General features: G+C 71.5%; 22 protein-coding genes. 11 read left to right on the top strand and 11 right to left on the bottom strand.

All coding sequences use genetic code 11. The features are described from left to right. Nucleotides 1-32 precede the first annotated feature (32 nt). The 7 genes from DVK05_RS13550 (at nucleotide 33) to DVK05_RS13520 (ending at nucleotide 7,599) form a co-directional block, all read left to right on the top strand. Nucleotides 33-734 (top strand): helix-turn-helix domain-containing protein, encoded by a 702-nt coding sequence (locus DVK05_RS13550; RefSeq protein WP_121564127.1) that lies wholly within the window; start codon nucleotides 33-35, stop codon nucleotides 732-734. Nucleotides 735-901: 167 nt separating this feature from the next. Further along, entirely contained in the window at nucleotides 902-2,344 is a 1,443-nt protein-coding gene (locus DVK05_RS13545) for an ABC transporter substrate-binding protein (protein ID WP_121564125.1), read from the top strand. Beyond that, nucleotides 2,344-3,273 carry an ABC transporter ATP-binding protein gene (locus DVK05_RS13540; RefSeq protein WP_121564123.1) on the top strand — a complete coding sequence of 310 codons (930 nt, stop codon included), beginning with the start codon at nucleotides 2,344-2,346 and terminating at the stop codon, nucleotides 3,271-3,273. The genes DVK05_RS13545 and DVK05_RS13540 overlap by 1 nt, the downstream gene beginning before the upstream one ends. Then, complete coding sequence (locus DVK05_RS13535) at nucleotides 3,270-3,968, top strand: ABC transporter ATP-binding protein (RefSeq protein WP_121564121.1); 699 nt, start codon at nucleotides 3,270-3,272, stop codon at nucleotides 3,966-3,968. The genes DVK05_RS13540 and DVK05_RS13535 overlap by 4 nt, the downstream gene beginning before the upstream one ends. Continuing rightward, nucleotides 3,965-5,017: a branched-chain amino acid ABC transporter permease gene (locus DVK05_RS13530; RefSeq protein ID WP_121564119.1), complete on the top strand. Its 1,053-nt coding sequence runs from the start codon at nucleotides 3,965-3,967 to the stop codon at nucleotides 5,015-5,017. Before DVK05_RS13535 ends, DVK05_RS13530 begins: the two co-directional genes overlap by 4 nt. Nucleotides 5,018-5,189: 172 nt before the next feature. After that, the gene (locus DVK05_RS13525) at nucleotides 5,190-6,374 is read left to right on the top strand and encodes a branched-chain amino acid ABC transporter permease (protein ID WP_121564117.1); all 1,185 of its coding nucleotides are present in this window, start codon (nucleotides 5,190-5,192) and stop codon (nucleotides 6,372-6,374) included. 166 nt (nucleotides 6,375-6,540) lie between these two features. Further along, nucleotides 6,541-7,599, top strand: coding sequence for a 3-oxoacyl-ACP synthase (locus tag DVK05_RS13520; protein WP_121564115.1), 1,059 nt, complete (start codon nucleotides 6,541-6,543; stop codon nucleotides 7,597-7,599). 28 nt (nucleotides 7,600-7,627) lie between these two features. Here DVK05_RS13520 and DVK05_RS13515 read toward each other — a convergent pair whose 3' ends face one another. From DVK05_RS13515 to DVK05_RS13500, 4 genes are all read right to left on the bottom strand, one after another. Continuing rightward, nucleotides 7,628-8,035 (bottom strand): MaoC family dehydratase, encoded by a 408-nt coding sequence (locus DVK05_RS13515; RefSeq protein ID WP_121564113.1) that lies wholly within the window; start codon nucleotides 8,033-8,035, stop codon nucleotides 7,628-7,630. A 91-nt stretch (nucleotides 8,036-8,126) separates the two neighbouring features. Beyond that, nucleotides 8,127-9,359: an FAD-dependent oxidoreductase gene (locus DVK05_RS13510; RefSeq protein ID WP_121564111.1), complete on the bottom strand. Its 1,233-nt coding sequence runs from the start codon at nucleotides 9,357-9,359 to the stop codon at nucleotides 8,127-8,129. A 178-nt stretch (nucleotides 9,360-9,537) separates the two neighbouring features. Next, nucleotides 9,538-9,771 (bottom strand): DUF2892 domain-containing protein, encoded by a 234-nt coding sequence (locus DVK05_RS13505; RefSeq protein WP_121564109.1) that lies wholly within the window; start codon nucleotides 9,769-9,771, stop codon nucleotides 9,538-9,540. Between the two features lie 76 nt (nucleotides 9,772-9,847). Further along, a complete protein-coding gene (locus DVK05_RS13500) occupies nucleotides 9,848-11,455 on the bottom strand; it encodes a cryptochrome/deoxyribodipyrimidine photo-lyase family protein (protein ID WP_121564107.1) in 1,608 nt (535 codons plus the stop codon). Between the two features lie 127 nt (nucleotides 11,456-11,582). On the opposite strand from DVK05_RS13500, the gene DVK05_RS13495 reads away from it, so the two are divergent. Together DVK05_RS13495 and DVK05_RS13490 are read left to right on the top strand one after the other, a co-directional pair. Next, the gene (locus tag DVK05_RS13495) at nucleotides 11,583-13,481 is read left to right on the top strand and encodes a prolyl oligopeptidase family serine peptidase (protein ID WP_121564105.1); all 1,899 of its coding nucleotides are present in this window, start codon (nucleotides 11,583-11,585) and stop codon (nucleotides 13,479-13,481) included. A 95-nt stretch (nucleotides 13,482-13,576) separates the two neighbouring features. Then, the gene (locus tag DVK05_RS13490) at nucleotides 13,577-14,782 is read left to right on the top strand and encodes an inorganic phosphate transporter (protein ID WP_121564103.1); all 1,206 of its coding nucleotides are present in this window, start codon (nucleotides 13,577-13,579) and stop codon (nucleotides 14,780-14,782) included. A gap of 8 nt (nucleotides 14,783-14,790) precedes the next feature. Here the strand turns inward: DVK05_RS13490 and DVK05_RS13485 are convergent, their stop codons facing one another. From DVK05_RS13485 to DVK05_RS13455, 7 genes are all read right to left on the bottom strand, one after another. Next, a complete protein-coding gene (locus DVK05_RS13485) occupies nucleotides 14,791-15,222 on the bottom strand; it encodes a universal stress protein (RefSeq protein WP_121564101.1) in 432 nt (143 codons plus the stop codon). A 76-nt stretch (nucleotides 15,223-15,298) separates the two neighbouring features. Continuing rightward, nucleotides 15,299-16,171, bottom strand: coding sequence for a sulfurtransferase (locus DVK05_RS13480; protein WP_121564099.1), 873 nt, complete (start codon nucleotides 16,169-16,171; stop codon nucleotides 15,299-15,301). A 138-nt stretch (nucleotides 16,172-16,309) separates the two neighbouring features. Beyond that, entirely contained in the window at nucleotides 16,310-16,732 is a 423-nt protein-coding gene (locus DVK05_RS13475; protein ID WP_121564097.1) for a universal stress protein, read from the bottom strand. Between the two features lie 69 nt (nucleotides 16,733-16,801). Beyond that, complete coding sequence (locus DVK05_RS13470; RefSeq protein ID WP_121564095.1) at nucleotides 16,802-17,791, bottom strand: Gfo/Idh/MocA family protein; 990 nt, start codon at nucleotides 17,789-17,791, stop codon at nucleotides 16,802-16,804. 79 nt (nucleotides 17,792-17,870) lie between these two features. After that, a complete protein-coding gene (locus tag DVK05_RS13465) occupies nucleotides 17,871-18,401 on the bottom strand; it encodes a GNAT family N-acetyltransferase (protein WP_121564093.1) in 531 nt (176 codons plus the stop codon). Beyond that, nucleotides 18,398-19,651, bottom strand: coding sequence for a TIGR00300 family protein (locus DVK05_RS13460; protein WP_121564091.1), 1,254 nt, complete (start codon nucleotides 19,649-19,651; stop codon nucleotides 18,398-18,400). Before DVK05_RS13460 ends, DVK05_RS13465 begins: the two co-directional genes overlap by 4 nt. A 37-nt stretch (nucleotides 19,652-19,688) precedes the next feature. Then, the gene (locus DVK05_RS13455) at nucleotides 19,689-21,587 is read right to left on the bottom strand and encodes a site-2 protease family protein (protein ID WP_121564089.1); all 1,899 of its coding nucleotides are present in this window, start codon (nucleotides 21,585-21,587) and stop codon (nucleotides 19,689-19,691) included. A 94-nt stretch (nucleotides 21,588-21,681) separates the two neighbouring features. Here DVK05_RS13455 and DVK05_RS13450 point away from each other — a divergent pair, with 94 nt between their 5' ends. Together DVK05_RS13450 and DVK05_RS13445 are read left to right on the top strand one after the other, a co-directional pair. Then, nucleotides 21,682-22,140: a DoxX family membrane protein gene (locus DVK05_RS13450; RefSeq protein ID WP_121564087.1), complete on the top strand. Its 459-nt coding sequence runs from the start codon at nucleotides 21,682-21,684 to the stop codon at nucleotides 22,138-22,140. A 64-nt stretch (nucleotides 22,141-22,204) separates the two neighbouring features. After that, entirely contained in the window at nucleotides 22,205-22,444 is a 240-nt protein-coding gene (locus DVK05_RS13445; protein ID WP_121564085.1) for a hypothetical protein, read from the top strand. The last annotated feature ends 14 nt before the right edge of the window (nucleotides 22,445-22,458 follow it).

The raw sequence follows: 22,458 nt of genomic DNA, 5'->3' as shown, positions 1-22,458 counted from the left end.
ACCATTATATACGCAGGGGATAAGGACGGGGCATGCTCGACGTCACGATGGATATGGAGCAGTTCGACTGCCCGTTCATCGACACCTCCGCCGACCACGACGTCTCCTTCTCGGCCATGCACTGGCAGTTGGACACGGCGGCGGAGCAGCTGGAGACGCGGCTGCTCGTCGAGTCGCCGGACCGCTACGAGCTCGGCGAGGGGCTCTCGGCGCTCCGCGACCACGAGAACATGGCCGAGTACCGCCTGTTCTCGAAGGAGGACGGGACCGCGATCATCCGGACCGTCATCGAGGAGACGAACGCGATGTCGACGATCACCGACCACGGCGGCTACATCACCGGCCCCTTCCTCATCGAGGACGGCTCCGAGCAGTGGCAGGTCGGCTTCGACGACGAGGCGACGACGGAGGCGGCGCTCCACGACTTAGAGAAGGGCAACGAGTTCGTCGTGGAGGACCGCTCGGAGCTCTCGATGGAGGCGCTGTTCGACACGATGCGGAACGCGAACGCGGCCTCGACGATGCTGGAGGCGTGCCGGGACCTGACCGACGTCGAGCGCGAGACCATCGAGTCGGCCGCCGACGCCGGGTACTTCGAGTCGCCGCGCGAGGCGACGCTGTCGACGCTCGCCGACGAGTTCGACGTCTCGACCGCGGCCGTCTCGAAGAACATGCGCCGCGGCGAGAAGAAGCTGCTCCGCAGCGTCGTCGCCGCGCTCGACCGACTGGAGTAGCCGCCGAAGCGACCCGTCGACGCGGGGGATCGGCGGGGACCGATCGCACGGCGCGCCGTTCGGAAACCTCGGTTTCAGCCCCGTTTCCGGCGTATTCCGCCGAATCCGAGCGGACTGTTAACATCTTAACTCGGCCCTTGATGATGGTGGTCGTCCTCGGATAGTGTATGCGAGACGAACACACACGGCGGTCGTACCTGCGAGGAACCGGCGCCGCGGTCGGCGCGGCGGGACTGACCGGACTGGCCGGCTGTTCCGGGGGCGGAGACGGCGGCGACGGGTCGGACGGCGGCGACGGCTCCGGCGGCAGCGGCGGGGACGGTTCCGACGGCTCCGACGGCGGGGACGGCTCCGGCGGCGCCGACCTCTCCGACGAGACGGTCCGGATCGGGGCGCTCCAGCCGACCTCGAGCGACCTCCAGTACTACGGGCAGATCAGCCTCCGCGGGTTCTACTCCGGGCTGGCGTACAAACACGACCTCGACCCGATCCAGGAGGCGACGCCGGGGACGTACACGGTCGAGCCCGACGGCGGCCCGACCTACGAGATCATCGTCGAGGACACGCAGTTCAGCCCGGACACGGCCCAGAGCGTCGCGACGGACCTCGTCTTGGACGAGGAGGTCGACATCCTGTTCGGGGGGACCTCCTCCGACAGCGCGCGCCGGATCATCAACACCGTCGTCGACGAGACGGACGTGCCCTACCTGATCGGCCCCGCGGCCGACGCCGGCATCACGGTGAGCGACGAGTTCTGCCACCCGCTCGCGTTCCGCGCGAGCGAGCACACCGCGATGGACGCGCGGGCGGGCGGGACCTACGTCGCGGAGAACTTCGACATCGACACGGTCGCCGTGTTCGCGTCCGACAACGCGTTCGGACAGAGCGTCGCGAGCAACTACACCCAGGTCTTAGAGAACCAGGGGGTCGACGTGCTGGAGCCGCGGTTCGTCGAGGTCGGCTACTCCGAGTTCGACGGCCTCTTCGAGCAGGCGGTCTCGGACGGCGCGTCGGGCGTCGTCGGCGGCTTCACGGCGTCGACGCTGCCGCAGTTCCTCACCTCGGCCATCTCCTACGACGTCCAGGTGTTCGGCGGGTTCGCGGCCCTGCTGACGACGCAGCTCATCGGCGGCACCATCGAGTCGGCGCTCGGCGAGGACTTCACCGCGCAGGACATCAAGGACGCCGGGCTCGGCCCGTTCACCAGCCGGTACCACTGGAACCAGTACGAGAACCCGATCAACGAGGAGTTCCGGCAGATGCACGTCGACGCGTACGGCATCGTCCCCGACCTGTTCAGCTCCGGCACCTTCACCGCGGCCTCGGCGCTCTCGCAGGCCGTCTCGGAGGCCGGCTCCGCGGACGGCGCCGACATCGCCGACGCGCTGCGCGGGATGACCGTCACGGACACGCCGAAGGGCGAGAACGGGTACACGTTCCAGGAGCACAACAACCAGGCGGCCTCGCAGATGACGGTCGCGTGGCCGGTCCCGACCAGCGACGAGTACGCCGACACCTGGGGCGCGCCCATCATGCCGGGCGAGCCGCTCGAACGCCTCGACGCCGAGGACGTGATGGTTCCCGAATCGGACGCCAGCTGCTCGCTGTAATGCTGCTGGAGACCGAGGGGCTCACGAAGCGCTTCGGCGGCATCACCGCCGTCGACGGCGTCGACTTCGCGTTAGAGGCCGGCGAGCTCTGCTCGATCATCGGCCCGAACGGCGCGGGGAAGACGACGTTCTTCAACCTGCTCACGGGCGTGCTGGAGCCCTCCGACGGACGCATCCGCTTCGACCCGGCGGGCGGCGGCGCGGGCACCGCGGGGACGGACGGGAGCGGTTCGGCGCTCGACATCACCGCGGCCTCGCCGGACGAGACGGCGCTCGCGGGGATCCACCGGTCGTACCAGATCACGAACCTGTTCCCGACGCTGACGGTGTTGGAGAACGTCCGCGTCGCCGCGCAGGCGAGCCGGGGGAACGACTCCTGGAAGCTGTGGCGCAACGTGGCCGACTTCGAGGAGCACTACGCCGAGGCGACCGCGATCCTCGAACGGATCGGGCTCGCGGCGGAGGCGGAGACCGTCACGGAGAACCTGAGCCACGGCGAGAAGCGCAGCCTCGAGATCGGCGTCGCGCTCGCCGGCGACCCCGACCTCCTGCTGCTCGACGAGCCGACCGCCGGCGTGTCGAGCGAGGGCGTCGACGAGGTCGTCGCGCTGATCGAGGACGTGGCGGAGGACCACTCGGTGATGCTCATCGAACACAACATGGAGGTGGTGATGGACATCTCCGACCGGATCGCCGTCCTCCACCGCGGCGAGCTCATCGCCGACGGCCCGCCCGAGGACGTGCGCGGCGACCCGGCCGTCCAGGAGGCGTACCTCGGCGGGTACGGTCGCGAAGGTTCCGAAGATAACTCGGCGACAGCGGCGGGGACCGGCGACGGCACCGAGGAGGGCGACGGCGCCGCCGACCGCGACGGCGACGCGGCGGCCGACGGCGGTCGCCGCGCGAGCGCCGGGGGTGAGCCCCGGTGACGGCCCTCGAACTCGACGGCGTCCACACGTACTACGGCGAGAGCCACATCCTCCAGGGGCTCTCGCTGTCGGTCGAGGAGGGCGAGATCGTCGCGCTGGTCGGGCGCAACGGCGTCGGGAAGACGACGACGCTCCGCACCGCGCTCGGGCTGACGCCGCCCCGCGAGGGGACGGTCCGGTTCGGCGGGACGGACGTGACGGGGATGGAACCCCACGAGATCGCCGCCCGCGGGATGGGCTGGGTCCCGGAGGAGCGACGCGTCTTCTCGCATCTCACGGTCGAGGAGAACCTCCGCGTCGCCGCGCACTCGGCGGCCGACCCGGGCGCCCGGATCGAGGAGGCCTACGAGCTGTTCCCGGCGCTCGACCGCTTCGCCGACAAGGAGGCGGGCGACCTCAGCGGCGGGCAACAGCAGATGCTCGCCATCGCCCGCGGCATGGTCGGCGACAACGACCTGCTGCTCGTCGACGAGCCGAGCGAGGGGCTCGCGCCCCAGATCGTCGAGGACGTGGTCGAGGCGCTCCGCGCGGCCTCCGCGGACACGACGATGGTCTTAGTCGAGCAGAACTTTCGGCTGGCGATGGACCTGGCCGACCGATTCTACCTCGTCGACCACGGCGTCGTCGTCGAGGAGGGCGAGACCGCCGGCGTCACGAGCGACGACGAGCGAATCCGGAGGTACCTCACCGCATGACGCTCGGAACGCTCGCGGCGGCCCTCTCGCAGTTCGCGCCGCTGCTCGATCCGGGCGCGCTGCTCGCGACGGGGGGCGCGGTCGACGGGCTTCAGACGGCCGCCCGCGTGCTCGCGGAGGGGATCGGCAAGGGCGCGGTGTACTTCACCATCGCGGTCGGGCTGACCCTCGTCTTCGGGCTGATGGGCGTCCTCAACTTCGCGCACGGCGCGGTCGCGATGGTCGGCGCCTACCTCGGCGGCCTCGTGCTCGTCTTGGTCGTCGGCGCGAACACCGGGACGCTCGCGACGATACTCGTCTTCTTCGTCGCGCTGGCGCTGGTGTTCGCGGTCACGACCGCCGCCGGCAGCGCGATGGAGGTCGCGCTGATCCGACCGATCTACGACCGCACGCCCACCTACCAGATCCTGTTGACCTTCGGCGTCTCGCTCATCATCGAGGAGGTCGCCCGGATCGTCCTGACGCTCCGCGGGATCCAACCGGACCCGCAGTGGCAGGCGCCGATGGCCACCGCCCCGGACGTGCTCTTGGGCCGGACCCAGCTGTTCGGCGTCGGGGTCAGGCGGCTGTACCTCTTCGAGATCGCGATCGGCGCGGTCGTCGCGGTCGCGGTGTGGGCGTTCCTGACGAAGACGCTGTACGGCCTCTACATCCGCGCCGGCAGCGAGGACACCGAGATGGTCCAGGCGCTCGGCATCGACGTGCGGCAGGCGTTCACCGTCGTGTTCGGCGTCGGCACCGGGCTCGCCGCGGTCGGCGGCGTGCTGCTGATGTGGGACCCGATCTGGGGCCCCAGCGTCCTCCTGAGCATCGACGTGCTGCTGTACGCGTTCGTCGTCGTCATCATCGGCGGGCTGGGGAGCTTTACCGGGACGCTCGTCGCCGCGGGCATCGTCGGCGTCGCCGACTCGGTGACGACGTGGCTGTTCACCACCGGGATCGTCACCTTCCCCGGCCTCTCCGAGGTGACCATCTTCCTCCTGCTCGTGGTGATGCTGATCATCCGCCCGCAGGGGCTCTACGGCGTCGAGGAGGTGGGGGGCCATTAGCGACCCCGATCCCTCCGCCGACGCGGACGCGCCGACCGAGTCGGACGCGCCCGTCGACGCGAACTCACCGACAGAATCGGACGCGCCGGTCGACGAGGCGGACCCGATCCCGCCGTCGACCGCGACCGGCGGCCTCCGCGCGTACCTGCGGGACCACGCCGTTCACGCGGCCGTGATCGTCGGCTTCCTGCTGTACCCGCTGGCCTACGAGGCGCTGCTCGCGACGCCGGCGGCCCCGTTCGCCGAGGCGTTCCTCCCCGCGATCACGTTCATGGTCGTGGTGCTGTACATGGGGCTGTTCGCGATGAGCTTCGACTTCGTCAGCGGCTACACCGGCTACCTCTCGTTCGGCCACGCGGCCTTCTACGGCACGGGAGCGTACTTCGTCGTCCTCGCCGCGAACGGGCAGGTACCGGGCATCCCCAGCGGGACACCGTTCATGTTCACCCTCCTCTTGGGCGCCGTGCTGGCCGGCCTGCTCGCGCTCGTCATCGGGTCGGTGTCGTTCCGGCTCACGGGCGTCTACTTCGCGATGATCACGCTCGGGTTCGCGCAGGTGATCTACGAGCTGATCCGCTCGTGGGGGTACGTCTCGACGAACCCGACCGAGGGCGCGACGGTGAGCGGCGACGCGCTCGCGATCGGCGTCCCGTACGTCGACGCGCTGAGCCTCGACGTGGGGCGGCTCACGGGTGAGAGCTTCGAGAACCTGCTCGGGCTCGGCCTCGACCTCTCGGCGACGGTGGTCTCGTACTACGCGCTCGGGATCGTCGTCGTCGCCTGCTACTTCGCGATGCAGCGGATCCTCCACTCGCCGTTCGGGCGCGTGATGATCGCGATCCGCGAGAACGAGGAGCGGGCCCGCGCCGTCGGCTACGCGACCTACCGGTTCAAGCTGGCCGCGTTCGCGGTCAGCGGATTCTTCGGGGCCGTCGCGGGCGGGATCTTCGCCGCCTACTCGCGGTCGGTCGCGCCCGACGGGACCTTCTACTTCCTCGTCACCGCCGACGCGCTGATCACGACCATCGTCGGCGGGTTCGGCACCCTCGCCGGCCCGGTGTACGGGACCCTGTTCAACCAGGGGTTAGAGGACGTCCTCTCGACCGAGAGCGGCGGGATCGCGACGCTGCTCCGCGAGGGGCTCCCGGAGAGCGTCCTCCAGGCCGACCTCTTCGGGGTCAGCTTAGAGCTGTTCGTCAACACCGCGGTCGACGGGCGCGCCCCGCTGTACCTCGGGATCGTCTTCGTGCTGTTCGTGCTGTTCGTCCCGAACGGCATCCTCGGCACCCTGCGCGACCGGCTCGGCGGCACCGTCGGGAAGCGGCTCCCGGACCACCTGCGGCGCTACCTCCGGTAGCGTCGCGGGCCCGCGGCTCCGCGGACGCCGCGGCACGCGCCGACCGCGCGCGCTCGCCGCGACCGCCCGCGACTCTCACACGACACATGATCGAACCCACGCGACACGACGGAACGGACCGGACGGAGCGCGACGAGACGGACCGAACGCGGCACCGAGGCGGACCATGACGGTCGGGATCACCGGACTCGGGACGTACGTCCCCGACGAGACCGTTACCGGCGAAGCGATCGCCGCCGAGAGCGGCATCCCGGAGGAGGTCGTCGTCGAGAAGATGGGCGTCCGCGAGAAGCGCGTCTGTCCGCCGGACGGCGACCACGCGACCGACATGTCGGTGAAGGCGGCCGAGGCCGCGCTGGCGGACGCGGGCGTTGACCCGACCGACCTCGACGTCGTCGTCTACCACGGCTCGGAGTACAAGGACCACGTCGTCTGGTCGGCGGCGGCGGCGATCACCGACCGGATCGGCGCGACGAACGCCTACGCCACCGAGAGCTACACGCTCTGTGCGGGGGCGCCGATCGCGCTCCGACAGGTGACCGCGCAGCTGGAGACGGAACCGATGGAGACCGCGCTGCTCGTCGCCGCCAGCCGCGAGGAGGACCTCGTCGACTACGGCAACGAGGACAGCTCATTCATGTTCAACTTCGGCAGCGGCGCGAGCGCGCTCGTCGTCGAGGCGGCCGACGACGAGAACTCCGAACCGGCGGCCGACGGCGACCCGTTCGACGGTCGCGCCCGAGCGACGGTTCACGCCAGCGCGGCCGAGACCGACGGCTCGTTCGCCGACGACGTGGTGATGCCGGCGGGCGGGTCGAAGCGCCCGCCGAGCGAGGAGACCGTCCGCGAGGGGCTCCACACCCTCGACGTGCCCGACCCCGAGGGGATGAAGGAGCGGCTGGGGCCGGTGTCGCTGCCGGCGTACCTCTCGGTCGCCGACGAAGCCCTGGAGCGGTCGGGCTTCGAGCGCGGCGACCTCGATTACGTCGCGCTGACGCACATGAAGCGGTCGTTCCACGAGCGCGTCCTCGACGAACTCGGGCTCGACCCCGCGAGCGACGGCTACTACCTCGACGAGTACGGCCACGTCCAGAGCGTCGACCAGGCGCTCGCGCTGGAGGCCGGCGTCGAGACGGGCCGGCTCGAACCGGGCGACCTCGTCTGCCTGCTCGCGGCCGGCACCGGCTACACCTGGTCGGCGACCGTGCTCCGGTGGCAGGGGTAACCGACCTGCCGGGTGCGGCGGCGGCTCGCTACTCGTCGCCGTGCGGCACCGACAGCACCACCGCCTCCCCAGAGAGGACGCGCTCGTCGCGCTCGGGGACGGTCGCGGTCGTCTCGACCGCGAGCCGGTCGCCGCCGAGGTCGTCGATGACGCTGACGCTCGCCGCGACCGTCTCGCCGGGGAACACCGGCTTCTCGAAGGACAGCTCCTGCGAGAGGTAGACGATGTCGCCGGAGAGCCCCGCGAGCGCGCCGGAGACGACCGCTGCCGAGAGCATCCCGTGCGCGACGCGGCCGCCGAACATCGTCTCGGCGGCGTACTCGTCGTCGAGGTGGATGGGGTTCTCGTCGCCCGAGAGCTCCGCGAACGCCTCGATCGTCTCCTCGGTCACCGTTACCTCGTTGGTCGCCGTCTCGCCGACCGTCGCGACTGGCATACCGATCGGTCTCGCCGACGGGGCCTCAACCCCGTGGTTCAGCCTCGAACCCGCGCCGCGTCCCGGCGGCGACCCGCGCGTAGCGCTCGGCTCAGTCGTCCGTCGGCGCGCCGACCACGTCGGCGTCGGTCGGGTTCGCGCCGCCGTACTCGGCGACCAGCTCGTCCAGCCGCTCGGGGTCGTCGGCGTGCGCGAGCGGTTCGCCGGCGGTCTCGCAGGCGGCGTCGACCCCGAGCCGCTCGCAGACGCGGTCGGCGGTCGTCTCGGCCATCTGCCGGTAGGTGGTCAGCTTCCCGCCCACGACGCTGTAGAGGCCGGCGGCGCCGTCGCGCTCGTGGTCGAGCAGCGTGAACCCGCGGGAGATCCCGCGGCGGTCAGAGCCCGCCTCGTCGGGCGCGTAGAGGGGGCGGACGCCCCACCAGGTCCGAACGGTCGGCGCGTCGGCGACCGCGGGGAGCATCGCGGCGCACTCCTCGACGGAGCGCTCGATCTCCCAGTCGGCGGTCTCGTAGTCGTCCGGGTCGGAGACGGGCACGCTCGTCGTCCCCAGCACGACCTCGCCGTCGTGGGGCACGACGATGTCGCCGTCGTCGGGGTCGCGACACCGGTTCAACACCGGGCCGACCCCGTCGTACTCCACCGAGACCATCACGCCGCGGCTCGGCGCCATCCCGACCTCGACGCCGGCCATCTCCGCGATCGAGTCCGCCCACGCGCCGGTGGCGTTGACGACGACCTCGGGCGAGAGGGTCGCGTCGACCGCGCCGCCGACGCGGACCGAGTCGACCCCGCCGTCGCTGACCGTCACGTCCTCGACGGGCGCGTGCGGGTGGACGGTCGCCCCGTGGCGCTCGGCGTCGGCCGCGTTTGCGGCCACCAGCCGCGACGGGTAGATGACGCCGTCGGGGACGCGGAACGCCTCCTCGACCTCGTCCGCGAGCCCCGGCACCGCCTCGCGGGCGGCGTCGCCGTCCAGCCGCTCGGTCTCGATGCCGATCTCCTCGCAGGCGGCGATTTTCTCTTCCAGATAGTCCGGGTCGTCGCCGGCGAGGCGGACGAACAGGCCGCCGGTGTCGCGGATACAGGCCCCGGCGATCGACCGGAGCGTCCGGTTCTCCTCGATACACTCGCGGGCGCCCTCGGCGTCGGCCTCCGCGTACCGGGCCCCGCTGTGGAGGAGGCCGTGCGAGCGCCCGGAGGTGCCGCCGCCGAGCCCGCCGCGGTCGACGAGCGCGGCGTCGACGCCGCGGATCGCGAGGTCGCGGGCGATCCCCGTCCCCGTCGCGCCGCCGCCGATCACGAGGACCGTCGGATCGTCGCTCACGCGGCGCTCACCCCGGTCGAATCCGCGGCACGGTCCGCCGCGAGACGCCGTCGGCTCGGATGGCTGTCGAACACGCGATCGGTACGGCTCGCGGCCACTTGAGGCCTCCGCCGAAACGGCGTAAATCCGTGGCTACGGGGCTATGCTACCGAGAAATAGGATACCGCTCCGCCGCCGCTCAGCGGGAGGCGCGCCCGTCCGCGGGGCAGGTGCTGACGCCGAACAGGGCGTAGAGCCCGCAGGTGCCGGTCGCCGCGGTCGCGAGCATCGCGAGCGCGACGACGCCGAGCACCGGCGCCGCGAGGGCCGGAAGCGGCGCGGCGCCCGCGAGCGTCGCTATCGAGACGGCACCGGCGACCGCGCCGACGGCCGTCCTGACGAGCTTGTCCGTCGAACCGACGTTTTGTTCCATACAGTACAATAAAGCACACGACCGTATCAAGCTTTCCACTGCGTCGCGGGCGCGGCCGAACGGGGCCGCCGACCGCTCACCCGAACTCGTCGAGGGCCGCCTGGGTGGAGCCGGTCCCGGGGTCCGCGTCCGGTTCCCCGTGGTCGGCCGCGATGGACTCGGCGGCGTCGAGCCCGCCGGAGAGCGACGCTCGCCGGGCTATCGCCTCCTCGCCGAGCCGCTCGGCCGCGGCGGGGTACGCGGCGCCGTAGCGCTCGCGGAACTCGCTTTTGGCCGCCTCGTAGTCGACCACCGGATATGGGTACGTCTCGCCGATCCTGACGCCGACCTCGCGCTGGACCGCGAGCGGGGCCTTCTCGGGGGCGTCGAGGTGGGCGGCCGGGAGCGGCGCGAGCTCCGGGACCCACCGCGAGATGAACTTCCCGTCCGGGTCTTGGTCCCTGACCTGCTTGCGGGGATCGTACAATCGCAGTCCGGGACGGCCGACCAGTCCGCACTGTGACTGCCACTGGGTGTAGTTGATCGCGGGGTCGCCGTCGATCAGGTGCTCGTAGAAGTGGTCGGCGCCGATCCGCCACGGCTGCTGGAGCACGTGGAAGTAGACGGAGGCGCAAAGTGCCCGCATCCGGAAGTTGAGCCACCCGGTCTCGCGCAGGCAGCGCATGCTCGCGTCGACCATCGGGAAGCCGGTCTCGCCCGCCTTCCACGCCGCGACGAGGTCCGGGTCGTGCCGGTCGCGGTTGAACCCCTCGTACACGGGGTTGACGGCGCGGTCGAGCCACCCCGGCCAGTCGAGCAGCTTCTGCGTGTAGTGGCGGTTCCAGTACAGTCGGGAGACGAACATCGACTTGCCGCGGCCCTCCGGCGCGCGCTCGTCGACGTGACGGTGGACCTCGCGGACGGAGAGGCAGCCGAACCGCAGGTACGGGGAGAGGCCGCTCGTCCCGTCGCGGGCGTCGACCGGCGAGGAGATGGACCCGGGGTACTCCGCGATCTCCTCCGTGAACGCGTGGAGACGCTCGCGGCCGGCCTCGCGTCCCCCGGTCGGCACGCGCGTCTTCGTCGGCTCGATCCCGTAGGCGTCGGCGACCCGGTCGGGAGTGACGCCGGTCTCGACGCGCTCGACGGCGACGGACCGGGGGTCCCAGTCGAACGGCTCGGCCGCGAGCCACGCCTCGACGCGGTCGCCCCAGTTCTCTCGCGGACGGTCCGCGTCGCGCACGAGCCCGTCCCCGTCGACGAACTCGACGCCGAGCCGCTCGCGGGCGCGCTCGTCTCGTCGACGCCCGTATCGGCCGGTCGCCGTCGCTGTCGCGACCACGTCCCAGCCCGCGTCGACGAATCGCGAAAGGATCTCGATCGGGTCGCCGTGCGCGTACGTGAGCCCCGCGCCGTCGACGTCGCGGTACTGGCGGTCGAGGTCGCGCAGGCAGTCGTGGAGGAACGCGATCCGCGCGTCGCAGGCCGCGCCGCGCTCGTCGTGGAACCCGGGGTCGAAGACGAACAGCGGGACGATTCGGTCGGACTCGTCGGCGGCCGCCGCGACCGCCGGGTTGTCCGCGATCCGCAGGTCGCTGCGGTGCCAGACGACGGTTCCGGGGTCGGCGTCGTCCGACCGCGAGAGGGAGCGGACCGCCTCGGCGTCCGGAGCCACGGGAAGGGGAGCGTCGTCGCCGCCTGGCATCTCGTGTGAACCGACGGGCCTCGGAACCATGGGCCTATCGCCCGTCCGGGGGCGGAATCCCATCGGACGAGAGGCGGTCCCGAGGACGGGAAACGTTGAATAGCGTTCCGTCGCCGTACGTACACGGATGTCAGACTCAGACGAGACCGACGTACTGCGCGAACTCGCCTCGCTGCCGACGATCGCGAGTCCGCGCGTGTCCCCGGACGGAGAGACCGTCGCCCTCTACTACGACGTGACCGGCCGCAACGAGCTCCACCTCTGTGACCCGACAGACGGGTCCTTAGAGCAGCTCAGCGACGGCGACGTGCCCCGGTCCGTCCGCGCCGGCTTCGAGTGGGACCCCAGCGGTGACCGCCTCTTCTACCACCGCGACGAGGCGGGCGACGAGCAGCACGACATCTGGGCGATGTCGCTCGACGGCGACAGCGAGCCCGTCGTCGAGATGGACGGCCAGATCCGCCTCCACGACGTGGGCGAGGACGGCGAGACCCTCCTGCTCGGCTCCAGCCGCGACGGGCAGATGAACCTCTACCGCCACGACGTGCCGAGCGGCGAGACGACGAAGGTGACCGACTACGAGCGCGCCGTCGCCGCCGGGGAGCTGTCGCCCGACGGCGACCGGATCGCGTACACGACCAACGAGACCGACGCCTACGAGAACAGCGACGTGTACGTCGCCGACGGCGACGGGTCGAACCCCCGGAACTTGGAGATCGGTGACGTGGGCGCCGAGGCCGCGCCCTCGGACTGGGGCCCCGACGGCGACCGGCTGCTCGTCGTCGACAACACGACCGACCTCGGTCGGGCCGGGATCGTCGACCTCTCGGACGGCGTCGACGACGCGGACGTGACCTGGTTCGGCGACGGCGAGTTCGAGGAGTCGCCGAGCCACTTCCTCGAGGGCGGCGACCGGTTCGTCGCGGGCCGGACGCGCGGCGCCGTGACGGTCCCGGTCGTCTACGACGTCGAGAGCGGCGAGGGCCGCGAGCTCGACTTCCCGGCCGGCGTCGCCAGCGTGGCCGACGGGCGCCTCGCGGACGACCGCCTGCTCGCGTACCGGACCACGTCGAGCAAGCGGCCGGAGCTGGTCGCGTACGACCTCGACGCGGACGCGACGGAGACGCTGTTCGACGCGGAGTACGGCCCGTTCGACCCGGACGACTTCGTCGAGCCGGAGACGGTGACGTTCGCCTCCGACGGCGTCCCCGAGACGCCGGCGCGCGCGGTCGACCACGACCCCTACGAGGAGTTCGAGATCGAGGGGCTGCTGTTCGACTCCGGCCGACGCCCCTCGCCGCTTATCGTCAACCCCCACGGCGGGCCGCGACACCACGACATGCGGCGGTTCAGCTACCGCGTCCAGTTCCTGCTGTCGCGCGGCTACTCGGTGCTCCAGGTGAACTACCGCGGCTCCACGGGGCGCGGCCGGGAGTTCGTCCAGGAGCTGTACGACGACTGGGGCGGCGCCGAGCAGGGCGACGTGGCGACCGGCGCTGAGTACGTCCTCGACGAGTACGACTGGCTCGACGAGGACCGCGTCGCCGTCTACGGCGGCTCCTACGGCGGCTACTCCGCGAACTGGCAGATGGTCCAGTACCCGGACCTGTACGCCGCGGGGATCACGTGGGTCGGCGTCAGCGACCTGTTCGACATGTACGAGAACACCATGCCCCACTTCCGGACGGAGCTCATGGTGAAGAACCTCGGCGAGCCGGACGACAACGAGGCGATCTACCGCGAGCGCAGCCCGGTGAACTACGTCGAGAACGTCGACGCGCCCCTCCTCATCGTCCACGGCGTCAACGACCCGCGGGTGCCGGTCTCGCAGGCGCGCATCCTCCGGGACGCGCTCGACGACGCCGGCTTCGCGGAGGGCGACGACTACGAGTACGAGGAGCTCGGCGAGGAGGGCCACGGCTCGGGCGACATCGACCAGAAGATCCGCTCGCTGGAGCTGCTCGACGACTTCCTCGACCGCCGGATCGGCGCGGAGCGGACCGCGGTCGCGTCGCTCGACGACTGACGCGGCCGACGCCCGTCCGACGGGGATTATTTAGCCGACGCCGCCGTCGGAGCGAGTGACATGGCTCGATTCCGCGCGGAGGGAGGCGCGTGAGCGTGGTCGGCGTCGGCTTCTGGGTCCTCGTCGCCCTCGCGACGCTGACCAGCCTCGCTACCGCGTGGGCCCTCGGCGCGAACAGCAACTCGCCGCCGTTCGCCCCGGCGATCGGCGCCAACGCCATCTCGACGATGCGGGCGGCCTTCCTCATCGGGATCCTCGCCGCCCTCGGGGCGCTCACGCAGGGCGGAGCCATCTCCGAGACCGTCGGCGCGGGACTAATCGACGGCGTCCAGATCACCTCGCTGGCGGCGACGGCGGGGCTGCTCACCGCGACAGGGTTCATGGCCTTCGGCGTCTACACCGGCTACCCGGTCCCGGCGGCGTTCGCGACGACGGGCGCGATGGTCGGCGTCGGGCTCTCGCTCGGGGGCGACCCCGCCCTCGCCACCTACCGACGCATCGGGCTCTTCTGGGCGCTCGTGCCGCCGGTCTCCGGCGGGCTCGCGTACCTCACCGCAACCCTCCTCCGGCGCGACGACATTCCGGAGACGGTCGGGGTCCCGCTGCTCGCGGCCGCCGTCGGCGGGATCGTGGCCAACGTCCGGCTGGGCGTCATCCCCTCGCCCCCGGACGCGGCACAGAGTTCCATTGCGGGGTTCGTCGCGCGCCAGGTCGGCGCGCCGACGCTCGTCGGCGTCGACCCCGTGGCGGCGCTCGTGACGCTGCTCGCGGCCGCGGCGTGGTTCGCCGCCGTCCGGCGGCGGACGCTGGCGTCGGTCGAGGACGGCATCCGGACGTTCCTCCTCGTCCTCGGGAGCGTCGTCGCCTTCTCCAGCGGCGGGAGTCAGGTCGGGTTGGCGACCGGACCGCTGGAAAACCTCTACGGCGTCGAGCTCGGCCTGCCGGGCATCGTGCTGCTCTCGCTCGGTGCCGCGGGCATCCTCGCCGGCGCGTGGATGGGCGCGCCGAAGCTGCTCCAGGCGACCTCGCGCGAGTACGCGCAGCTCGGCGCCCGGCGGTCGATCGCCGCGCTGGTCCCCGGGTTCATCATCGCGCAGGTGGCCATCGGGCTCGGGATCCCCATCTCGTTCAACAACATCATCATCTCGGGGGTCATTGGCGGCGGGCTCGCCGGCGGCTCCGCGGGCGTCTCGCGCCGGAAGATCGGCGTCACGCTCCTCTTTTGGGGGATCACGCTCGTGGCGTCGATCGCGATCGGCTACGGGCTGTACGCGGCCTTCGCCGCGGTGCTGGGCGGGTGAAGCGGCCCTCAGCGCACGACCGTCACGGTCACGGGGGCGTCGCCGACCACGCTCGTCGCGACGGTGCCGAGCAGCCGCCTCGCGACGCGGCCGCGCTCGCCGCCGTGGCCGCCCATGACGACGCGGTCGACGTCGTGGGCGTCGACGTACTCCAGGATCGCCGCCGCCGGGTCGCCCGTCCGCACCGCCGTCTCGACGCGGCGGTCGCTCTCGGCGGCGCGGTCCGTCGCTCGGTCGACGATGCGGTCGGCCCGGTCGCGCGCGCTCTCGCGGCGGTCCTCGTCGGCGCCGAGGATCCCGCCCTCGCTCATCGGCGCGTCGAGCGGGGTCACCACGTTCAGGACGGTCACTCGACAGTCGAAGAGTTCGAGCGCGTCGTCGAGCGCGTCGGCGGCGAGCGGCGACCCGTCGAGCGGGACGAGGACGTGAGACGGTGCCATGCGACGCCTTACGTCCCCGGACACATATCGCCGGTGATCGGTCGCGCGGGACGGCGCGGGGGACCGACGGCGTCGGTTACTCGCCGGTCTCGATCGGCGCGCCGACGAGGTTGCCCCACTCGGTCCACGAGCCGTCGTAGTTGCGGACGTCGTCGTAGCCGAGCAGCTCGTGGAGGAGGAACCACTCGATCGACGAGCGCTCGCCGACGCGGCAGTAGGTGATCGTCGACTCGTCGCCGTCGACGCCGGCGTCGCTGTACAGCTCGCGGAGCTCGTCCGCGCTCTTGAACGTGCCGTCCTCGTTCAGCGTGGTGCCGATCGGGACGTTGCTCGCGCCGGGGATGTGGCCGCCGCGCTGGGCGGTCTCGTTGAGCCCCTCCGGGGCGATGACCTCGCCGGAGAACTCCTCGGGGGAGCGCACGTCGACCATCGGGATCCCCTCCTCGATCGCCTTGTCGATGTCGTCCTTGTAGGCGCGGACGCTCTCGAAGGGACCGCGGGCCACGTACTCGCGGGGCGTGAAGTCGGGCTCCTCGGTCGAGAGCGGGTAGTCGTTGTCGACCCAGTAGCCCTTCCCGCCGTCGATCACGCGGATGTCGTCGTGACCGTAGTACTTGTAGATCCAGTAGCCGAACAGCGCGAACCAGTTCGGGACGCGGCCGCCGCCGTACACGACGACGGTCGTGTCGGCGTCGATGCCGCCCTCGCCGTTCCGGGCCGCGAAGTCCTCCTTCGAGACGATGTCGCGCTCCGTCTCGTCGGTGAAGACCTCGTCCCACTCGAAGTTGAGCGCGCCGGGGATGTGGCCCTCCTCGTAGGGCGTGTACTCCGACTCGTCGGTGACGGTCGGGTTGTTGATCTCGACGAGCCGCAGGTCCGAATCGTCGCTCTGGAAGTCGTCCAGGTGCTCTTCCACCCAGTCCGCCGTGACGAGTACGTCGTCTGCCATCACGCCTAATAGGGCGGAAGGCCGTTTTGAACGTCCGATAATGGCGGTTCTTTCCGGCGCCTGTGACGACCGGCAGTCGACCGAAACGCCGGAATTCGGACGGTTCGCGGGTGCCTGTTCGTTTCTCTCGCCCGACAGCTACCGGATCACCGTCACGGGCACGTCGGCCTTGTCGACGATGCTCTTCGCGACGCTGCCGACGACCTGCTCGCGCTCCTCCGAGAGCCCGCGGTGGCCGACGTAGATCGCGTCGACCGGCTCATCGGCCGCGTACTCGGTGATCGCGTCCGCCGGCCGGCCCGTGAGGAGCTGCGTCTCCACGGTTATCGGCTCGTCGGCCGCCTCCTCGGCGATGCTCCGGGCGCTCTCTAAGACGCCCTGCCCGGCCTCGACGGCGGCCTCCTCGCCCGGGAGGACGATTGTGCCGTCGACCAGCTCCGAGTCCGGCGTCAGCACGTGGGCGATCTCGAGCGTCTCGTAGAACGCGACCGCCTGCCGCGCCGCGTACCGGACGGCTTCGTCGCTCTCCGTCGACCCGTCGGTCGCAACGAGGTAGCTCATACGTACGGATCGGCCCGAGGGACACATAATTCCTGTCGGGCGTTCCCGGGCCGCGACTCCGCGAGCGACCTACGCCGCGTCGCCGCCCGTCCCCGGGCGGACGCGGTCGCCGTCCGACGCGTGAATCGCGTCGAGCACCTCCTGGACGCGCGTCGCCTCGGCGAACGAGACGAGGTCGCCGCCGTCGCCGTCGACGGCGCTCGCGAACTCCGTCAGGAGCGCGCGCACGGTGTCGCCCCGTTCGTCGACGAGCGTCTCCTCGCCCTCGCGCCCGCGGTCCCGGACGAGGCGGTACCACTCCGTCAGCGACAGCGACGCCTCGTCGCCGACGACCGTGACGCTGTTCTCCTCCTCGCCCTCGTGGTCGCAGAGCAGGTCGATCGTCCCCCGAACGCCGTCGGCCCGGAAGGTCCCGACCACGTCGTCCTCGCAGGCGTCCGGTCCCGAGTAGCCCACGTCGGCAGAGACGGTCTCGATCGGGCCGAACAGCTCCTGGACGCCGAACAGGAAGTGGGTCCCGACCTCGCGCAGCGGGCCGCCCTGCTCGCGCGACTCCAACCAGGCCACGTCCTGCCACTCGCGGGGCCACCGCGGGAACCGGAACCGGAGTTCGACGCGGCGCGGGTCGCCGACCTCGCCCGCGGCGACCGCCTCCCGCAGCCGGACGAACCCCGGCGTGTATCGGAACGGGAGGTTCACGGCCGTGACGCGGTCGGTCTCTGCTGCGAGCGAGACGAGTTCGCGACCGGTCTCCGCGTCGGCCGCGATGGGCTTCTCGCAGATGACGTGCCTGCCGGCCGCGAGCGCGTCGGCGACCACCTCGCGGTGCGCGAGCGGCGGCACGCCGACGTACACCGCGTCGAGGCCGTCGGTCTCGACGAGCGCGGCGTGGTCGGTCGTCGTCGCGGTGCGGTCGGTGCCGTGGTCGGCCGCGAGCGACGCCGCGCGGTCGGCGTCGAGGTCGCAGGCGGCCGCCAGTTCGTACCGGTCGTGGTCGTCTATCGCGGCCGCGAGGCGGTTCCCGATCACGCCGCAGCCGACGATCCCGATCTGTATCACGGGCGTCGAAAACGGGCGAGCGCGCTTGTAGCTTCGGGAGTCGGAAGCGACGAGGTTCGGCTCGAAACCGGCGCGCGCCTCAGGACTCGTCCAGCGGTCTCGCGACCATCTCGCCCCACGGCTCGAAGCCGCGGCGGTCGTAGAACCCCTTCGCGCGCTCGTTCGCGGGGTCGACGTCGAGGACCAGCCGGTCGAGCGGGAGGTCCTGGTCGGCCGCGAGCGCGAGCGCGGCGTCCAGCAGGTCGTCGGCGACGCCGGTCCCGCGGTGCTCGGGGACGACGAACAGCTCGTTCAGCACCGCGGCGTCCCAGACCATCGACAGTCGCTCAGGGAGCACGAAGGCGTAGCCGACGAGGGCGCCGTCGCCCTCCGTACCGCTCGCGGCCTCCCCCTCGACCGCGACGGTCACGCACCGCTCGTCGTCCGCGACGCAGCGGTCGACCCAGTCGAGCCAGCGCTCGCGGTAGGCGTCCGTGAGCTTGCCCTCGTAGGCGGCCGCCTTTCCGTCGCCGCCGGTGTTCTCGCCGAGGCCGCGCTCGAAGGCGGCCTTCAGTTCGTACAGGCCGTCGGCGTCGCGCTCGCGGTCGTAGGGACGGATCACAGGGCTCACGCGTCCTCCCCCTCCAGCACGAACTCCGCCAGCGTCGGGACGAAGGTGCCGATGTCGGTGACCATCCCGATCGCCTGCGCCGAGCCGCGGTCGAGCAGCTGGGTGACGGTAGCCGGGTTGATGTCGACGCAGACGGTCTTCGTCGTCGAGGGGAGGCAGTTCCCGACCGCGACGGAGTGGAGCAGCGTGGCGAGCATGATCACGAGGTCGGCCTCGTGGGCCTGCTCGCGGATCGCGTCCTGCGCCTCGACCGCGTCGGTGATCGTGTCCGGGAGCGGGCCGTCGTCGCGGACCGACCCCGCGAGGACGGTGTCGACGTCGTTCTCGACGCACTCGTACATCACTCCCTCCGTGACGATTCCCTCCGCCACGGCGGCCTCGATGCCGCCCACCCGGATTATCTCGGAGATGGTCCAGATGTGGTGTTTGTGGCCCTTCCGCGGGTGTTCGAGCGTCTCGACGTTCATCCCGAGCGAGGTGCCGTAGATGGACCGCTCCAGGTCGTGGGTGGCGAACCCGTTGCCGGCCGAGAGCGCGTCCACGTAGCCCGCGGCGACGAGGTCGGCGAGCGCGTCGCCAGCGCCCGAGTGGATCACGGCCGGCCCCGCGACGACCATCACGTCGCCGCCCTCATTTTTCACCGCGCGCAGCTCCTCGGCGACCTCGCGGATCGTCGACTCCGAGGGACGCTCCGCGGAGACGCCGCCCTGCATGAACCCGAACGCACCGCCGCCGCTCCGCGGGCGCTCGGGCGGGTTCACGCGGATCCCGGACTGGTCCGTCGCGACGAGGTCCTCCTCCTCGACGGCGTTGAGGGTCTTGGTGTAGGCGCGCGGGCCCTCGCCGGCGTCCGCCCCCGGCTCGGGCTCCACGACCAGCGCGCAGTCCATCTCGATCCGCTCGACGTCGATCCACTCGCCGTCGTACAGCACCTCCGTCGGGTGGTTCGTCGTCGAGTAGAAGTTCGGCGGGACGACCTTGTCCGCGGGCGCCGCGACGAGCTCCACCTCGGAGGGGTCTTCGAGCACCGCGCCGTTCTGGTGGAGCTCGTGGAGGATGTCCCGCAGCGTCTCGGGGTCGTCCGCGGAGACGGTCAGGCGGCAGTACGACTCCTCGGTCTCGTGTTTGCCGACGTCGAACCGCTCGACGTCGAAGGAGCCGCCGAGGTCCATCACCGCGCCGAAGCAGCGCTGCATCGTCCCGCTGTCGATGATGTGACCTTCGAGTTCGACGGTCCGCGAGTGGGTCATACGGAGGCGTCGCGCCCGGCGGGGAAACCGGTTTCCCTCAGATCAGGCCGAGCGCGGTGAGGATCTGGTTGCCGAAGATCATCGCGATCAGGCCGGCGAGCATGACGAGCCCGGACGAGACCGTGATCGTCCGCACCGCGGCGTGCCGGTCGCTGATCGGGACCCGGCTGATCACGGCCTCGGCGACCATCCGGAGGATGCGGCCGCCGTCGAGCGGGAACGCGGGGAGGCAGTTGAAAAGCGCCAGCTGGATGTTGATCCACCCGGACCAGAAGAGGAGGTTCGCGAGCAGGAAGGCGCCGCCGCCGAGCGCCGCCAGCGGCCCCTCGACGACGAAGAAGTTGGTCAGGTCGCCGGTGAACCCCGCGAAGTTGAACGGGAGCCCGAAGAGGCTGCCGAGCGGCAGGATGAGCGCGACGAACACGAGTCCGAGCGGGGACTGGGTAACCCCGCCGAGCGGGACGCCGTCCGCGGCCTCCCCGCCGTCGCCGCCGAGGAGTTCGAGGTACGCGCCGGCGGGATACTCGGTGACGCCCACGTCGTCGAGCGCCAGCCCGCTCGTCCCGGGGAAGACGCTGACGCCGATGAAGCCGCCGTCGCGGTTCGGGTGCGGATCTAGCTCGACGTCGTACGTCGCCTGCTCGCCGTCCGCGTCGTAGACGGTGACGGGGACGGTCTCGCCCGGGTCGCGCTCGCCGAGGACGGCCGAGAGCGCCCCGTTGTCGACGACGCGCTCGCCGTCCACCGAGACGATCGTCAGCGGCTCGCCGAGCGCCGCGCCCGCGTCGTGGATCGGGCCGTCCTCCTGAACGCCGACGACGTACGCGCCGATGGGCACGTCGGGGACGGTGACGGCCCCTTCGCCGTCCGCGGTCTCGACGCCCGAGGCGTTCTCGGCGCCCGGCGCCTCGCGGACCTGGTCGAGGACGGTCGCGTTGCCGGTCACCGTCAGCGTCGCGCGCTCGTCGCCGCCGACCGCGTCGTAGAACGCAGACTCGGTCGCGACCGCCTCGCCGTTCACGGCCGCGATCGTGACGGGGGCGCCCTCGATCGTCACGCCGAGGGGGTTGCCGCCGGCGGAGCCGACCACCTGTAGCTCGCGGTCGACCGTCACCGTCTCGCGGGCGTCGCCGTCGTCGACGGTGAGCGCGACGGAGTCGCCGGCGTCGGCGATCGCGGCCTCGAACTCGGCGCTCGTCTCGACAGGCGCGCCCGCCACCTCGACGATCCGGTCGCCCTGCGAGAGGTCGGCGGCGGCCGCCGGCGAGCCGGGGTTCACCTCGCCGACCGCGTAGCCGGGCGCGGGCGAGATGGCGCCGACGACGGGCCCGAACAGGAGCGCGAAGACGACGATCGTCAGGACCGTGTTCGCGGTGACGCCGGCCGCGAACATCCGGGCGCGGGCGCCGCGGGAGGCCTCCTGCGTCGCCTCCTCGTCCGGCTCGACGAACGCGCCGACCGGGAGCAGCGCGAAGAAGACCAGCCCCATCGACTCGATGTCGATGTCCTCGACCCGGCAGAGGAGCCCGTGGGCGCCCTCGTGGACGACCATCGCGCCGGCGAGCCCGGCGACGATCTCGGACGCGACGGAGAGCGGGAGGAAGTCGTTGACGCCGGGGATGATGAGGAAGTTCTGCGGCTGCTGGATCGCCGAGGGCTGCGCGTTCGTGAACGCCGACCGAGCCGACGAGAGGATGAGCGCGAACGACGCCACCATCGCCACCAGGGCGCCCCCGAGCCCGAGGTTGGCGACCGCGCGCCAGAACCGCTTCGGCGCCGCCAGTCGGCCGAGGAAGGCGCGCCCGCGAAGCGTCCGGAGGGTCAACACCGGACCGGAGACCCTGAACGCGTCCGGGAGGACCCCCTCGTTCCGCAGCCACATCGCGACCGCGGAGTAGGCGAGGACCCCGGTGAGCACCCAGAACAGCGTGTTCATTACGACCCGGTACGGTTCGCCCGTTCGTAAGGGGTTCGGTTCCCGGAACCCCCGGCGGCGAGGACTGATACGCCTCCCGCTCGTGTGTCGCGGTATGACCGACGCAGACCGAACGCGCGCCGAGACCGAAGCGGACGCCCCCGTCGACGCCGAGCGGTCGCTCGCGCCGCTGATGGGCGCGACGTACGTCGTCGCCGGGATCGCGCACTTCCTGATCCCGGAGCGATTCGCCGAGGCGGTCCCGCCGTCGTTCCCGCGGCCGGTCGGGCTGGTCTACCTCTCCGGGGTCGCCGAGATACTCCTCGGGATCGGCGTCGCGATCCCGCGGACGCGACGCGCCTCGGCGTGGGGGATCGTCGCGCTCCTCGTCGCGGTGTTCCCCGCCAACGTCCACCTCGCCCGGAGCGAGACGCTGAACGACCTCGTCCCGGATCCGCTCGTCGAACCGGCCCGGCTCGCGGCGTGGGTTCGGCTGCCGTTTCAGGGCGTGCTGATCGGGTGGGCGCTGCGCTACGCGCGCGCCGACGAGGCCGAGTCGGCGGCGGAGGCGTGAGGCCGGCGCGCGAGGCGCCGCCGCGAACTCAACACCCAAGTACCCCCCGGTCTAAGCGTGGCCCATGATCGCGCTCATCGACTTCGTCTCGCGGCTGGTCGGCGACGTCGGCCGGTTCGTCGACATCTTCCTGAACGACCTGATCCTCGGCGCGGGCGACCCGCTGTCGGCGCTCCTCGTCGTCGTCGGACAGGTGCTGATCGTCGCCTCCGTCGGCGCGCTCGGGTACGCGGCGGCCGGCGCCCTGCTCGGCGAGATCGGCGTTGACCTGCCCTCGCTCGGCGGCCGCGGCCGCTCGGAGTAACAGAAGAACCCGCG

Source organism: Halorubrum sp. Atlit-8R (assembly GCF_003666025.1).
GTDB lineage: Archaea > Halobacteriota > Halobacteria > Halobacteriales > Haloferacaceae > Halorubrum > Halorubrum salinarum.
Note: the sequence above shows the minus strand (reverse complement) of the source record. Positions and strands in the feature narration are given on the sequence as shown.

What these genes read in the sequence shown, in the direction of transcription:
- DVK05_RS13550 (WP_121564127.1), top strand. Translation starts at nt 33, where the DNA reads ATGCTCGACGTCACGATGGATATGGAGCAGTTCGACTGCCCGTTCATC.
- DVK05_RS13545 (WP_121564125.1), top strand. Translation starts at nt 902, where the DNA reads ATGCGAGACGAACACACACGGCGGTCGTACCTGCGAGGAACCGGCGCC.
- DVK05_RS13540 (WP_121564123.1), top strand. Translation starts at nt 2,344, where the DNA reads ATGCTGCTGGAGACCGAGGGGCTCACGAAGCGCTTCGGCGGCATCACC.
- DVK05_RS13530 (WP_121564119.1), top strand. Translation starts at nt 3,965, where the DNA reads ATGACGCTCGGAACGCTCGCGGCGGCCCTCTCGCAGTTCGCGCCGCTG.
- DVK05_RS13520 (WP_121564115.1), top strand. Translation starts at nt 6,541, where the DNA reads ATGACGGTCGGGATCACCGGACTCGGGACGTACGTCCCCGACGAGACC.
- DVK05_RS13515 (WP_121564113.1), bottom strand. Translation starts at nt 8,035, where the DNA reads ATGCCAGTCGCGACGGTCGGCGAGACGGCGACCAACGAGGTAACGGTG.
- DVK05_RS13505 (WP_121564109.1), bottom strand. Translation starts at nt 9,771, where the DNA reads ATGGAACAAAACGTCGGTTCGACGGACAAGCTCGTCAGGACGGCCGTC.
- DVK05_RS13500 (WP_121564107.1), bottom strand. Translation starts at nt 11,455, where the DNA reads ATGCCAGGCGGCGACGACGCTCCCCTTCCCGTGGCTCCGGACGCCGAG.
- DVK05_RS13495 (WP_121564105.1), top strand. Translation starts at nt 11,583, where the DNA reads ATGTCAGACTCAGACGAGACCGACGTACTGCGCGAACTCGCCTCGCTG.
- DVK05_RS13485 (WP_121564101.1), bottom strand. Translation starts at nt 15,222, where the DNA reads ATGGCACCGTCTCACGTCCTCGTCCCGCTCGACGGGTCGCCGCTCGCC.
- DVK05_RS13480 (WP_121564099.1), bottom strand. Translation starts at nt 16,171, where the DNA reads ATGGCAGACGACGTACTCGTCACGGCGGACTGGGTGGAAGAGCACCTG.
- DVK05_RS13475 (WP_121564097.1), bottom strand. Translation starts at nt 16,732, where the DNA reads ATGAGCTACCTCGTTGCGACCGACGGGTCGACGGAGAGCGACGAAGCC.
- DVK05_RS13460 (WP_121564091.1), bottom strand. Translation starts at nt 19,651, where the DNA reads ATGACCCACTCGCGGACCGTCGAACTCGAAGGTCACATCATCGACAGC.
- DVK05_RS13455 (WP_121564089.1), bottom strand. Translation starts at nt 21,587, where the DNA reads ATGAACACGCTGTTCTGGGTGCTCACCGGGGTCCTCGCCTACTCCGCG.
- DVK05_RS13450 (WP_121564087.1), top strand. Translation starts at nt 21,682, where the DNA reads ATGACCGACGCAGACCGAACGCGCGCCGAGACCGAAGCGGACGCCCCC.
- DVK05_RS13445 (WP_121564085.1), top strand. Translation starts at nt 22,205, where the DNA reads ATGATCGCGCTCATCGACTTCGTCTCGCGGCTGGTCGGCGACGTCGGC.